Raw genomic sequence first — 14,182 nt, forward strand, 5'->3', positions numbered from 1 at the left:
AGCAAGTATTTTACCATTGAAAAAAGGAGGGTTTATCGTGATTAAACGTACATATGCGGAAATAGCAAAAATGGCAGGAAGTGTGGATTCTTTCGCACAATATGCAGATGTTCAAATTAATGGAGTAACCATTGATTCCCGAAAAATTGACGCAGGACAATTATTTATTCCGTTTAAGGGAGAAAGAACGGATGGTCATCAATACGTGGCAGATGCGATTAAACAAGGAGCGGCTGCAGCATTTTGGCAAAAGGATGTTCCAAATCCACCAGAAAATCTTCCACTTATCTTTGTGGAGGATTCCTTAACTGCTATTCAAGCCCTTGCTAAAAGTTATCTTCAGCAATTAAGTGTAAAGGTAGTGGGAATTACAGGCAGTAATGGAAAAACATCTACAAAGGATATGACAACAAGTCTCCTTTCCTTAAAATATAAAGTACAAAAAACAGAAGGTAATTATAATAATCATCTTGGTCTTCCTTTAACAGTTCTTGGTTTAGAAGAGGATACAGATATTGCTGTATTAGAAATGGGAATGAGTGGTCGCGGAGAAATCGACTTTTTGAGCAGATTAGCAGAACCGGATATTGTTGTAATCACAAATATCGGCGAATCCCATATGCAAGATCTTGGTTCAAGAGAAGGAATTGCAGAGGCGAAGCTAGAAATTTTAAATGGATTGAAAGACAAAGGCAGATTTGTTTATTTTGGCGATGAACCCCTTCTTTCAAGTCGTATGAATGATAGTATCATTGATGCGAAAACCTTTGGGATGAATCCTTCTAATGATTTATACCCTCTTCAAATCAAAGCTCTGGACAATGGAAGTGCTTTTCATATTAACAAAATAGCTGATCCATTTGAATTGCCTGTTTTAGGAAACCATAATATTTTAAATGCCTTAGCAGCAATGCTTGTAGCAGAATATTTTAACATTCCATTTGAAGAAATGAATAAAGGGCTTCAATCCTTGAAGCTTACTAATATGCGCATGGAGTTAGTGGAAGGAAATGCTGGTGTGAAAATTATTAATGATGCCTATAATGCCAGTCCTACTTCGATGCTTGCAGCGATTGACGTTTTGAAGAAGCTGCCAGGTTATAAACAGAAAATTGCCGTCCTCGGTGATATGTTAGAGCTAGGGGATAAAGAAGAGGATTTTCATTATGAAATGGGAGAGCATCTAGAAGGAATAGATTACGTATTAACATATGGAAAGCTGGGTAATTTCATTGCAGAAGGGGCAAAAACAGTTCTTCCGGCAAATCACGTATTCTCTTTCCAAGATAAACAGCCATTAATAGAAACATTAGCTTCTTATTTAAATGAAGAGACAGTAGTTTTAGTGAAAGCCTCTAGAGGAATGAAGCTAGAGGAAATCGTGAAGGCTATCCAATAATAAAAAAAAGCTGAGCCTTATTAGATACGCGAAAAACGTTTTCTTAAATAGGTTTGGCTTTTTTTATAAGAATAAACGGAAATAGTGGATAAAGTTACTATTATAGTGTAAAATGTGTCTTTGAGAAGGAGGGGTAAAATGACAGCTTGTTTGTGTATACATGGATTTACAGGTTCCCCAATGGAGGTGGAACCACTAGCTGAATATATTCAGGACCATACCAATTGGGAATGTGTAATCCCAACTCTTCCTGGGCATGGGAAGGAATTAAGATTAGAAGGAATTATGTTTAATGAATGGCTCCAGCATGCAGAAGAATCGTTAAAGGATTTATTAAAAAGACATGAAATTGTCTATGTTATTGGTTTTTCGATGGGAGGATTAATAGCAAGCTACTTAGCGACGAAATATCCAGTAAAGAAATTAATCTTACTGAGTGCAGCAGCTTATTATATTAATTTTGTCCAGCTTCAAAAGGATATAAGAATTATTTGTGCTGATTTTTTCCGAGGTCGCATGAAAGAAAATGAGCAATTTACTCGCTATATGAACAAAATAAAAAGTACCCCTCTAGCCGCAACCATCCAGTTCCGAAAACTTGTCCAATATGTAAAACCATTGCTATCCAACATCCACGTCCCAACATTAATTGCCCAAGGGGAGAAAGATGGCATTGTACCATTAAAAAGTGCAAGCTATATATACAATACGATTCGCGCTGAGAATAAAAAGATAATCTATGTCGAGGAATCCAAGCACTTAATTTGTCATTGTGAGAGAAGAGAAACATTATTTCAAGAAATAATAACATTCCTCAAGGAAACCTCATAAATTAAAAGCAACCATCATAAAATGCAGGGAAGTATAGAATCATGCTTGATTGGGGAGAGTAGGATTGGCAAGCTCTGTCATCCAATTTCTCTCTTTAAAAGGCTGACGAGAAGCGAGAGTAGGTCAAAGGATATAGTGACATCATAGTTGCTTTTGTTAGTAAAGCGTTTACACTGTGGTGAAGAGAAAAACACCTATAAAACCTCGATTTTCGAATACCCAATTTATTGCAAAGCGTATTTCTTAGTGATAAGATTATTTTTAAAAGTAACGTGAAGAAACTTAACATTTCGGGCATAATAGTAGTAAGAATAATAGCCTTGGTAACGATAAATTAGTCAAATAGAGAGAAATGATTTCTAAGAAGTATTTTGTGGCAATAGACATTCCTCTTTTTTTAAAGGGAAGTAAGCATTATTTCTTTGTATTTGGCTAACTTTTCTCAAATTAGCTAATTTGTTAAAGCTCCGTGAAAAAAGATCATGTTTTTTTGAACGTGAATTTTGAAGATTCTCATTTAAGAGAAATAAACATAATCACAAATTGGTAACAGAGCTAATAGTATTAAAATAGGTTGTTTTCTAAAAGATTGTTGTATTATCAATAGGAAAAATTAATTCTACGGATAATAGCAACAAACAATTTGGAAAACAGTCTTAAAAATAAATAGAAGTCATTTGAAATTTCCTCCTATTTATAACTCGGTTAAATAGTATCTCATAACTAATAAGACTTAAAATAGTAGCATATACCTCATCGTTCTCCTGATAAAGGTTGTAAGGCTATTGACACCAACAATAACTTTCATCATTTATATAATAACGAGCATAAGTTTCTTTTTAATTGTATGGGGAAAAGGCATAATGTGATGAATACGATATGCCCATTTTATTATGTTTCATTTAGAAAAGTGAGGTACATACGATGATTGGCATGATGGAGTAACTCCATCTGTTTATGGATATTTTTAATGACTAGAAGGAGATTGGATATATTGGTAAAGTTTCAAGATTTAGGTATTAGTCCTGCTACAATGAAATCATTAAAAAGAATGGGGTTTGAAGAAGCAACACCTATTCAAGCAGAAACTATTCCGTTAAGTCTTCAAAATAAAGACTTAATTGGTCAAGCACAAACAGGAACAGGAAAAACAACTGCTTTTGGAGTACCATTAGTGGATAAAGTGGATGTAGCAAATGAAGTGATTCAAGGGATTATTATTGCGCCGACAAGAGAGCTTGCGATTCAAGTATCAGAAGAATTATACAAAATCGGATACGGCAAACGTACAAGAGTCTTATCTATTTTCGGCGGTCAGGATATAAATCGCCAGATTCGTGCATTAAAGAAAAACCCTCATATTATTGTTGGTACACCTGGACGTATTTTAGATCATATTAATCGTAAAACACTTCGATTGGATAGTGTTAAAACAGTTATATTGGATGAAGCAGATGAAATGCTAAATATGGGATTCATTGATGATATTGAATCTATCCTTTCAAAAATTCCAACAGAACGACAAACGTTACTATTCTCGGCTACAATGCCAGCACCTATTAGAAAAATGGCGGAGCGCTTCATGAAAGATCCACAAGTAGTAAAAGTGAAAGCGAAAGAAATGACGGTGCCATTAATTGAGCAGTATTATATTGAAACACAGGAGAAAACAAAATTTGATATTCTAACAAGATTATTGGATATTCAGTCTCCTGAGCTTGCAATTATTTTTGGTCGCACAAAACGTCGTGTTGATGAGCTTTCTGAAGCCTTAAATCTTCGTGGGTATACAGCAGAAGGAATTCATGGAGATCTAAGTCAGGCAAAACGTATGTCTGTGCTTCGTAAATTTAAAGAAGGAACCATTGATATACTTGTTGCAACAGATGTAGCTGCACGTGGACTTGATATTTCTGGTGTAACGCATGTATATAATTTCGATATTCCTCAAGATCCAGAAAGCTATGTTCACCGTATTGGTCGTACTGGTCGTGCTGGTAAAGAAGGCGTCGCTATTACCTTCATTACGTATAGAGAAAGATCTTATCTTCAGGTTGTTGAAAGAACAACAAAGAGAAAAATGGAAAAGATGATTCCGCCAACAGTGGATCAAGCAATCGAAGGTCAGCAAAAAGCTGTCATCGAAAAAATTTCGCAAATTATTGATGAAAACAATTTAGATTCTTATCGTAATGTAGCAGATGAATTATTAGAGCAAAAAGATGCTTCGACTATCGTTGCGGCAGTATTAAAAATGCTCACAAAAGAACCGGATACAACACCTGTTAAGTTGACAGAAGAGAAACCATTACCATCAAAACGTGACCGCAAACCATATGATAAAAATAATGATCGTGGTGGTCGTAAAAATCATAATCCGCGCCCACGTCAAGGATATAGCAGTAATAAACGTCAAGGTCAATCAAGTGGTGGGTACAACAAATCTAAATCTTATCGTTAAGTAAAGTGATTAAAGCGTCAATGAAGATTACCCTTCATTGACGCTTTTTTTAGTGCTAATAATTTAAAGAATTTTAGGAACAACTTATTTACAAGAAGGAGACTAATGCAAATTGCATAGAAAATTTTGAAACCACTTTCTACTATTTTCGTATATAGTTAGTATAAACAGACAAAATGGAAAATAAGGGGGAATGCAATTGATTACGGTACCTCGAAATAGACTATCGAAAAAGGGGATAACGGTTTGGCGCTTAACAGGAGTGATATCATCTCTAGTTATGATGGGTATTGGTGGTGTTTTAATCACGCTGGCCATTCTTTTTGATTGGCATGTACTTATAAGTATAGCTACCATTATTTATCTGCTTATTCACGTCGCTCTTACAATTGGAATCCTACCACCTATTAAGTGGAAAAGGTGGAGATACGAAGTAAGAGGAGATGAAATTGAAATACAGCAAGGTGTCATCGTAATTAAACGAACATTAATTCCGATGATTCGGGTTCAGCATGTAGATATGAAGCAAGGACCATTGTTAAGAAAGTACGGACTTGCGACCATTTCTATTTCAACCGCTGCCACCATACATGAAATCCCTGTCCTTGAAGTAGAGGAGGCAGAGGAAATTAGACATTATATTTCCAGCAAAACGAAGGTGGCGGAAGAGGATGTTTGAAAAAAGAAGACTTCATCCTATTTCGGTTGTATATGTGATTTTAAAGCGTTTAAAGGAAATTATTTTTCCTTTTATTGGATTGATTCTCCTTGGTGGAAAGCCTACAGACTGGGGATTATATACGATTTTAGGAGTATCCCTTTTCCTTGTCATCATTTTAATTAGTGGTTTTTTACACTGGAATTATTTTACCTTTTATGTGGTGGGAAAGGAATTACGTATAGAGTATGGGGTATTTGTTAAGAAAAAACGTTATATACCCTTTGAAAGAATTCAAAGTCTTGATTTGACGGAAGGTATTTTTCATCGACCATTTCGCCTAGTGAAAGTGAAGATAGAAACAGCAGGAGGAGTGGAAGCAGAAGGGGAACTTACTGCTATTTCTAAAACCGTTGCAGAAGATTTAAAAAGATATATTGTTCAAAAGAAGAATGAACAAATGGAATCAGAAGAAGTAATGGATGAGCTAGAACCTGTTCAACGAGAAATCTACCGTATTACAAATAAACAATTAGCTATTTTGGCATCCACTTCAGGTGGAGTAGGGGTAATTATCTCAGCCATTGTTGCTTTTTTTTCACAGTTTGAAGATTTAATCCCCTATAATAAAATTTATGACCATATTCAACAGTTCATCACAAGTGGTTTGGCGTTAATTTCTATTATGATCTTTCTTGTGTTTGTAGTTTTATGGATTCTATCATTGTTTATAACACTACTGAAATATGCGAATTTTACATTGTCAAAGACGAAGGATGATTTGATTATTACAAGGGGACTAATCGAGAAAAAGCAAATTACGATTCCGTTACAGCGTATTCAAGCAGTTAAAATAACAGAATCGATGCTGAGACAGCCGTTTAACTTAGTTAGTGTTTCTTTAATTAGTGCTGGAGGCTCGTTTAATGATGTGGAGGCTGCAAGTGTATTGGCAGTTCCATTACTCAAGAAAAAAGACTTACCGATTTTATTAAATAAAGTGGTGCCAGAATATGAATGGATAGAGCAACTTACTCCGCCACCAAAACGATCTGTTTGGAGATATATAATCAAGAATAGCTGGATCGCACTACCTGTAATTGGTGCACTCATCTACTTTTTCCAAGGATGGGGGATGTTATCACTATTACTATTATTGATTTTACCATCGTGGGGGTATTGGAATTATCGCTCGGCGGGTTACTGTGTCTCGGGTAAACAATTATCCTTATCCTTCCGCCAATTCCATAAGACGACTTTCATTATGAAGCGTAATCGTATTCAAGCCCTCTATTACACAGAGGGATGGTGGCAAAGAAAGGGGAATCTGGCCTCTATTGAAGGGGTAGTACTTTCTGGCGCTGGGGGAGCAACTGGTGTGGTTACAGATCTTGCAAAGGAAGATGTGGAGAAAGTATATGACTGGTATTCGCTTAGATAGGGAAAGAAGGCTGCTTCAAGAGGCAGCCTTCTTTTGTAATAAGATAAATAATGACCTACTGACTAAGAAAGCCAATAAGTGCTAGACCAAAGATAATAATCCAAATAATAACCGATTTTGCTTCAGGTTTTTTCTTGCGCCGTAACTGTTGTTTTAAATAATACCATTCCTCTTTATAGCTAGAAATAATCTTCTTTCCCTTTGACTCAGATAAACTACCAATGATTAGACCCGTTAAAAATCCGAATAAATGGGCAACAATATTTATATTTGGTTGTAAAAATGTCATGATTAAACTAAGAACAGCAATGGTTGTAATAATTTGTGCATTACTTTGCGAAATAATATCTTTTCGAAAAACGACTAGACTAATATAATAGCCAAATAGACCAAAAATTGCCCCGCTAGAACCTAGATGAACATAAGTGAGTGGTTCAATAAGTAGTGTGATAATATTTGCTGCAATACCGGTAACTAAGTAAATAAAGAGGAATTTAAATTTGCCTAGGATTCTTTCTAATCCTGGTCCAAACAAGAAAATACTAAAACTGTTAAATAAAAGATGAGCAAATCCTCCATGAATAAAAATAGGAGTAATTAGTCGCCACCATTCTCCTTCTACAATATATAGATTGACCCCTATCATTGTTTCTAAAAGTTGTTTATTAGGAAATATGGGCAGATTCGTTAATAAAAATAGGATTAAATGAATGAGTAAGATCAGGGAGACGATAGGATAATACGTAATATACTCTTTAAAGCTTTCTCTTCTGGTAAACAATCGTATTTGATACCTCCTAATTAAGCTTCTTTCTACAATCATAGCCAAACAATAGGAAAAGATACAATATATTATGCACATATAGAATGGAATAGAAGGAGTTGTCTTATGATTAAAGGGACAGGAATTGATATAACGGAAATAGAAAGAATAGAAACCTTGGTTCAAAGAAAGCCGAATTTTGCCAAGCGAATTTTGACTGATAAAGAATTGGAAAAGTATCAGAAACTGGCTGGTCATCGTAAAAGTGAATTTTTAGCAGGGAGATTTGCTGCCAAAGAAGCATTTTCAAAAGCACTTGGTACAGGGATAGGCGCAAAACTAAGTTTTTTGGATATTGAAATTGGCTATGAGGAGGAAGGGAAGCCTTGCATTCTAAAGCCTTTTTCTCAAGGTGTTCATTTATCTATCACTCATAGTAAACAATATGCCTTTGCACAAGTTATTATTGAAGGATGAGGAAACGAGATGTATTTCATCGTTTTCTTTTTTTTGCTGTTTTTCTAAAAGCTGCATTTTTAATAGGAAAAATAAATTAATGAGATATATGGAGTGCTTTCATACTGCGGTTCATAGCAACAAACTATACGAAAGCTGTCTTTTTGATAAAAGTTTGTTTCCCTAAAGAATGTCATGGTAAAACATGAAATTGCAATTTAAAGAGTTATTATTCCAAGTAGCATATTCCTGAAGGTTGTCTCATATATTCATAGAGAAATAGGAGAGACAAGTATGGGATTGCAGTTTCTAATAGAAAAATCCAATGGAGGATTGTATTTGGCTTTTTTACTAGAAATGCTGTTTACTTATTTTTCTCTCTTTCTACGTGAAATGAGAATAAGGGAGTTGAAAAAATGAACAAGAAGATTTGGTTGCTATTTGTAGGGCTAACGGTCATGCTTTTGTTAACTGCCTGTGGAACAAAATCGAAAGAAGATGTTCTGACTGATTTAAAAGAAAAGGTCGAGACCAAGGGGTATAAAGCAGACGCCGAAATGACTCTCAAAATGGGAACAGAGCCGCAAACGTACGAAGTAGAGGTCTGGCATAAGGACCCAGATTTTTATCGAGTAAACTTAAAGAATTCGGCAAAGAATCAGAGTCAAATGATTTTGAAAAATGAAGAAGGCGTATATGTTTTAACTCCAGCTTTAAACAAAAGCTTTAAGTTTCAAAGCGAGTGGCCAGAAAATAGTAGTCAGGCTTATCTTTATGAGTCTTTAGTGAAAGATATTGAAGAAGATAAAGAAGTGAAATTTTCTGCTACAGATAAGTATTATGTATTTGAAACAAAAACGCGCTATCAGAATAACAAAATGCTTCCTACACAGGAAATTACTTTTAGCAAAAAAGATCTATCTCCTGTAAGTGTCAAGGTTAAGGATGTAGAAGGCGTAGCCCTTGTTACAGTTAAATTCTCAAATGTAAAATTTGACGTATCCTTTGATAAGAAGGATTTTGATTTACAAAAAAGCATGACAGCAGCTAAGATGGTTATCCCTGTTATGGGAGAAGTAGAAGATAAAGAATTTGCAGTGAAATATCCGGAAGAACCGCTAGAAGGCGTTAGTTTAGTGGAAGAGAAGAAATTGGCTACGGAAAACGGAAATCGTGTTATTTTAACCTATGATGGGGAAAAGTCCTATACGATTATTCAGGAAAAAGCAGTGGTAGCACCAGCAACAGCGGGGCCAATTGTTAGTAAGGGAGATCCAGTGGATTTAGGCTTTACCATTGGGGAAGTTACAGATTCTAAAGTATCTTGGACGTTCGAAGGCGTCGATTATACCATTGCATCGACTGATTTAACTCGTGATGAACTAGTTACAGTTGCGCGCTCTGTACAAGGAGAAGCGATTAAATAAGCTTATTTCAAGCAGCCTCTAATGTAGAGGCTGTTTTTTTCATGGAATAGGCAGGCGAAATATATATTAACATTTGGTTGATCAGTTTAATTTTATTTTAGAGAACGATACATAATGAACTTAAAGGATTGGAATTGACAAGTAGTTCAATCAGTAGAATAATTTAGAGTAAAAGTTTGTAATTAGATGAAGGACGTGTGAGGATTTTGAATCAAGAAGATACCTTTTATCGAGATACATGGGTGGAAATTGATCTTGATGCTATTGCATTTAATGTTAGTGAATTAAGAAAGAGATTACATCCTGAAAATAAATTAATAGCGGTAGTGAAAGCAAATGGATATGGGCATGGAGCTCTACAAATCGCAAAATCAGCCTTGCAGTCGGGGGCAGATTATTTAGCTGTAGCTTTTTTAGATGAAGCAATCCATTTAAGAAAATGTGGTATTACTGCACCTATTCTTGTTCTTGGAGCAAGCAGGCCACGTGATGTAATGCTGGCTATAAAATATTCGGTGACATTAACCGTTTACCATATGAAATGGTTAGAAGAAGCGGTTCTATTTTTGAACGAGGGTACTTCGTTAGCTATTCATTTAAAATTAGATACAGGTATGGGGAGAATAGGCTTTAGAAAGGAACAAGAGATTCAGCAGGTGGAAGAATTACTGATAAATCATCCAAATATTGTGGTGGAAGGAGTTTTTACTCATTTTGCGACAGCGGATGAAAAGAATACTTCTTACTTTGAGAAGCAAATTCAGCGTTTTAAGGAACTGCTTGATGCATTTTCGCAGCTGCCAACAATCATTCATTGCAGTAATAGTGCGGCAAGTCTTTTGTATCCGGATTTACAATACAATGCTGTTCGTATGGGAATTTCCATGTATGGATTAACACCATCCCTAGAGATTGAACCAGATTTGCCTTATTCCTTAAAAGAAGCTTTTTCCTTGCGCACAAAATTAATTCAAGTAAAGCAATTAAATAAAGGCGATAAAGTGAGTTATGGTGCCACGTATGAGGCAGAAAGAGAGGAATGGATTGGAACTTTACCAATTGGCTATGCGGACGGATGGTTGCGTAAACTGCAAGGGCAAGAGGTTCTTGTTGATGGAATAAGAGTACCAATTGTAGGGAGAATTTGCATGGACCAATGCATGATTAGGCTGCCTTACTCTTTAGAACCAGGTACAGAAATAACGCTGATTGGAAAGCAAAAGGATGAAGAGATCTCTGTCAATGAAATTGCAGCTAAATTAGAAACAATCAATTATGAAGTAACATGTATGATTTCCTCGAGAGTTCCAAGGGTGTATAAAAAAAATGGTATCTTTGAGGAAACCGTAAATCCTTTAATTAATGAGCTAGATTAAAAGGTCGTCATTAAAGATGTATAGCAAAAATTAATTTTGGCGATTATTGTAAAAAGACTAATTTTAAATCTGTGTTAAATAAAAGTAATGGATTATGAGTGTAATGAATACATTATATATGGTCACATATACCATCTAGAAATATGATTAAATGAAAAAAGGATGAATCCCTATTGCATTAGAGAATATTTTTCGTTTTTCTATTCTTTCATGCATAAAAGGGGTAAATTTTGGTGGATAATACAGTAGAATTGCTGAATGGACTTTGCAGAAACAGTTATTAGTGGTATGATTAAAAAAAGCAGAGCTAAAAATGGTGTGTAGTGATGGTGGAGGTGTGTGTTTGTGTCTGAATCCAGCGCAACGACAGAGATCATGATAAAATTACCAAAGCATTTGTTAACTGAATTGGACGGCTTCGTTAAGCAGGAAAATGTCAATCGTAGTGAATTTATTTATCAAGCAACGAAAATGTATCTTCGCGAACGGAAAAAGAGACATATCCGCGAATCGATGAGACGAGGATATATGGAGATGGCTAAATTGAATTTATCCATTGCATCAGAAAGCTTTCTCGCAGAATACGAGGCAGAGCATACAGTAGAACGTCTTGTAAGCGGAGGGTAATCCTTTGATTGTCAAACGTGGTGACGTTTATTTTGCAGACCTATCCCCAGTTGTTGGTTCAGAGCAAGGCGGCGTCCGTCCTGTACTTGTCATTCAAAACGACATCGGGAATCGGTTCAGTCCCACAGTCATTATTGCAGCAATTACAGCCCAAATTCAAAAGGCTAAATTGCCGACTCATGTGGAAATTGATGCGAAGCGATATGGTTTTGAAAGAGATTCAGTAATTCTTTTAGAACAAATTCGTACGATAGATAAACAGAGGCTAACGGACAAAATTACTCATCTCGATGAGGAAATGATGGAAAAAGTCGATGAAGCTCTACAGATTAGTTTAGGTCTCATTGAATTTTAAGTATAGAATGCGCTCATTTTGTAGCGCTTTTTTTATTAGTTTTCTGCTCTGTATGGAAATACCCTGAATAAATGAAAACAAACAAGAACTTCCTTTTAGGAGGTTCTTGTTTGTTTTTAAGAGTACATGGAAGAGAAAGCGAAGAGTTTTAAGGGAATGATATAATTTTTTTGAAAAAGGTTTCAAAGCTAACGGAAAAGGGAATATAGAAAAGTCAACATCTATATACATAGTGGATAAGTTGATTTCTAAGCGAAAAATAATGCCCAAAAATGCCGTTTGTTTTTCAATATATCCGTTTTTGAAAATAGAAAGTATCTTTTTATGTGATAAAATAGAGGGAAGCTACCTTATCAATAGGGAGCCATTAAATCGATGGTAATGAACGTACTGGATATATATTTCTTAGAAAAAAGAGTTAACTTTGTTCTAGATAATTGTCCAAGGAAGCGATTAGTATTTATTTTAGCACTAGCTCCGTTCATTAAAAGAAAGCCTTTCTAAAAGAAAAGGATAAAAAATATATTAAAAAGAAAGTTGGTTGGTTTTGGGTGAATAGAGTGAGAATACCAATATTAAAACTTTATGACTATTTACTAGTGTCCATTCAATGGGAATTAGATGACCAAACAGCCCTTCAGTTTCAAGAGGATTTATTAAATAAAATTCATGAGACAAGTGCAAGTGGAGTAGTTATTGATTTAACTTCCATTGATTTTATAGACTCATTTATTGCCAAAGTATTAGGTGATGTTATCGGCATGTCAAAGCTAATGGGGGCTAAGGTGGTACTGACAGGGATTCAGCCTGCTGTTGCCATCACCTTAGTAGAGCTAGGTATCAGTTTGAACGATGTTTTAACTGCCTTAGATCTAGAAAAAGGTTTGGAGAAATTACAACAGGAATTGGAGGATTGACCTATGGGAGACCAATCCTGTGTAAAAATCATAAATGAATGGGACATCGTTGCAGCTCGGCAATTAGGTAGAAACATTGCAAGAGAGCTCGGCTTTGGTACCGTCGATCAAGCACGCATTACCACTGCGATTAGTGAGCTTGCAAGAAATATATACTTGTATGCTGGACAAGGACAAATTTGTATTGAGAAGCTTTTTGATAATGGAAAAGCGGGTTTAAAACTAATTGCGGTTGACAGTGGTCCTGGTATTAAAGATATAAGACAAGTAATGCAAGACGGTTTTTCTACCTCGGGTGGGTTAGGTGCTGGATTACCAGGTGTTAAACGGTTGATGGATGAGTTTGATATCAAAACCTCTATAGGCGAGGGTACAGAAATTCAGGCGGTGAAGTGGCTAAGATAGGGGGAGAGATAATGGATTTCCGAGAAATGATGGAATCTAAGTATCGAGATCTTCTAGTGAACTATATTAAAGATGAATCTGAACAGGCGCTTTATCAAGGGCAGAAGTTTAGTAGGAAATCGATTGAACAAAAAATATCACCAGAAGATATAATCAGTTTACATAAATCTATTCTAATGGATTTATATCCAGATATTCCTGAATATGTTACGAAATCCTTTGATATTCTTTTAGAGGTCATGATAGGCTATGGATTTGCATATAGAGAACATCAAAGCCTTCGCCATGTTCAACAAGAATTAAGAAGTGAGATGGAAATCGCTGCAAATGTACAACAAACATTATTAAGTACCGATATTCCAAAAGCAGAAGGGTTAGATATTGGCGCAATTAGTGTTCCTGCTAAAATGATGAATGGGGATTATTACCACTTTGTTCATGATGATGATCAAGTTATTAATATTGCTATAGCGGATGTGATTGGAAAGGGAATCCCTGCTGCTATGTGCATGTCGATGATTAAGTATGCGATGGATAGTCTCCCAGAAAATAGGAATAAACCAAGCAATGTATTAGAGAATTTAAATAGGGTAGTAGAGCAAAATGTAGATCCTAGTATGTTCATTACGATGTTTTATGGAGCATATGATGTATTGTCACATGTATTTCACTATGCATCTGCTGGTCATGAACCAGGGTTATATTATCAAGCCGAAACAAAACAGTTTAGTGAGCTCAAAACAAAGGGTTTGCTCCTAGGTGTGGACAAAAAAACAAAATATCAACAATTTGCAAAACAGATTTATCCAGGAGACATGATTGTATTAATGTCAGATGGAGTAACAGAAAGTAGAACGAAAGAAGGCTTTATTGATAAAGAAATTCTTCTTGGATACATAAGAAAACATATGCACTTAGATGCACAAGATATTGTCAAAAATGTCTATAAAGAATTAGAAAAAATTCAAGATTTCCAATTACGAGATGATTTCACTTTAATTATTTTTAAAAGAGAAGTTTAACGTCGTAATTGATGGGGTAAAAGACAATATCGTAATAATGTAAA

The 14,182-nt window shown here is 35.4% G+C and carries 14 protein-coding genes; 13 read left to right on the forward strand and 1 reads right to left on the reverse strand.

Annotation, left to right across the window (positions count from 1 at the left end):
* Positions 1-37 precede the first annotated feature (37 nt).
* The 5 genes from NYE52_RS02010 to NYE52_RS02030 all read left to right on the forward strand — a co-directional run bounded on the left by NYE52_RS02010 (position 38) and on the right by NYE52_RS02030 (position 6,790).
* Positions 38-1,399, forward strand: a complete 1,362-nt coding sequence (locus NYE52_RS02010) for a UDP-N-acetylmuramoyl-tripeptide--D-alanyl-D-alanine ligase (RefSeq protein WP_341191543.1) — start codon at positions 38-40, stop codon at positions 1,397-1,399.
* 138 nt (positions 1,400-1,537) lie between these two features.
* Positions 1,538-2,230, forward strand: coding sequence for an alpha/beta hydrolase (locus tag NYE52_RS02015; protein WP_341191544.1), 693 nt, complete (start codon positions 1,538-1,540; stop codon positions 2,228-2,230).
* Between the two features lie 994 nt (positions 2,231-3,224).
* Positions 3,225-4,691 (forward strand): DEAD/DEAH box helicase, encoded by a 1,467-nt coding sequence (locus NYE52_RS02020; RefSeq protein WP_341191545.1) that lies wholly within the window; start codon positions 3,225-3,227, stop codon positions 4,689-4,691.
* Between the two features lie 199 nt (positions 4,692-4,890).
* Positions 4,891-5,370 carry a PH domain-containing protein gene (locus NYE52_RS02025; protein ID WP_445669085.1) on the forward strand — a complete coding sequence of 160 codons (480 nt, stop codon included), beginning with the start codon at positions 4,891-4,893 and terminating at the stop codon, positions 5,368-5,370.
* Complete coding sequence (locus tag NYE52_RS02030; RefSeq protein ID WP_341191547.1) at positions 5,363-6,790, forward strand: PH domain-containing protein; 1,428 nt, start codon at positions 5,363-5,365, stop codon at positions 6,788-6,790. The genes NYE52_RS02025 and NYE52_RS02030 overlap by 8 nt, the downstream gene beginning before the upstream one ends.
* Positions 6,791-6,845: 55 nt before the next feature.
* Here the strand turns inward: NYE52_RS02030 and NYE52_RS02035 are convergent, their stop codons facing one another.
* Positions 6,846-7,571, reverse strand: a complete 726-nt coding sequence (locus NYE52_RS02035; protein ID WP_341191548.1) for a rhomboid family intramembrane serine protease — start codon at positions 7,569-7,571, stop codon at positions 6,846-6,848.
* A gap of 108 nt (positions 7,572-7,679) precedes the next feature.
* Between NYE52_RS02035 and acpS the strand changes: the two genes are divergently transcribed.
* From acpS to NYE52_RS02075, 8 genes are all read left to right on the forward strand, one after another.
* Positions 7,680-8,030, forward strand: coding sequence for a holo-ACP synthase (gene acpS, locus NYE52_RS02040; protein ID WP_341191549.1), 351 nt, complete (start codon positions 7,680-7,682; stop codon positions 8,028-8,030).
* Between the two features lie 395 nt (positions 8,031-8,425).
* On the forward strand, positions 8,426-9,436 hold the full coding sequence (locus NYE52_RS02045) for a LolA family protein (RefSeq protein WP_341191550.1): 1,011 nt from the start codon (positions 8,426-8,428) through the stop codon (positions 9,434-9,436).
* 206 nt (positions 9,437-9,642) lie between these two features.
* Positions 9,643-10,812: an alanine racemase gene (gene alr / locus NYE52_RS02050; RefSeq protein WP_341191551.1), complete on the forward strand. Its 1,170-nt coding sequence runs from the start codon at positions 9,643-9,645 to the stop codon at positions 10,810-10,812.
* A gap of 345 nt (positions 10,813-11,157) precedes the next feature.
* Positions 11,158-11,439, forward strand: coding sequence for a CopG family ribbon-helix-helix protein (locus NYE52_RS02055; RefSeq protein ID WP_016201247.1), 282 nt, complete (start codon positions 11,158-11,160; stop codon positions 11,437-11,439).
* Positions 11,440-11,443: 4 nt separating this feature from the next.
* Positions 11,444-11,794, forward strand: coding sequence for a type II toxin-antitoxin system endoribonuclease NdoA (ndoA, locus tag NYE52_RS02060; protein ID WP_016201246.1), 351 nt, complete (start codon positions 11,444-11,446; stop codon positions 11,792-11,794).
* 560 nt (positions 11,795-12,354) lie between these two features.
* Positions 12,355-12,711, forward strand: a complete 357-nt coding sequence (locus NYE52_RS02065) for an STAS domain-containing protein (RefSeq protein WP_031540168.1) — start codon at positions 12,355-12,357, stop codon at positions 12,709-12,711.
* A 3-nt stretch (positions 12,712-12,714) separates the two neighbouring features.
* Positions 12,715-13,116 (forward strand): anti-sigma regulatory factor, encoded by a 402-nt coding sequence (locus NYE52_RS02070; RefSeq protein WP_341191552.1) that lies wholly within the window; start codon positions 12,715-12,717, stop codon positions 13,114-13,116.
* A gap of 11 nt (positions 13,117-13,127) precedes the next feature.
* Entirely contained in the window at positions 13,128-14,138 is a 1,011-nt protein-coding gene (locus NYE52_RS02075) for a PP2C family protein-serine/threonine phosphatase (RefSeq protein ID WP_341191553.1), read from the forward strand.
* Positions 14,139-14,182: the final 44 nt, after the last annotated feature.

The organism is Niallia sp. FSL W8-0635 (assembly GCF_038007965.1).
Taxonomy (GTDB): Bacteria; Bacillota; Bacilli; order Bacillales; family Cytobacillaceae; genus Niallia.

Excerpts from the sequence above, each read along its gene's own strand:
- NYE52_RS02075 (WP_341191553.1), top strand. The coding sequence starts at position 13,128 with ATGGATTTCCGAGAAATGATGGAATCTAAGTATCGAGATCTTCTAGTG.
- NYE52_RS02070 (WP_341191552.1), top strand. The coding sequence starts at position 12,715 with ATGGGAGACCAATCCTGTGTAAAAATCATAAATGAATGGGACATCGTT.
- NYE52_RS02015 (WP_341191544.1), top strand. The coding sequence starts at position 1,538 with ATGACAGCTTGTTTGTGTATACATGGATTTACAGGTTCCCCAATGGAG.
- acpS (WP_341191549.1), top strand. The coding sequence starts at position 7,680 with ATGATTAAAGGGACAGGAATTGATATAACGGAAATAGAAAGAATAGAA.
- NYE52_RS02030 (WP_341191547.1), top strand. The coding sequence starts at position 5,363 with ATGTTTGAAAAAAGAAGACTTCATCCTATTTCGGTTGTATATGTGATT.
- NYE52_RS02045 (WP_341191550.1), top strand. The coding sequence starts at position 8,426 with ATGAACAAGAAGATTTGGTTGCTATTTGTAGGGCTAACGGTCATGCTT.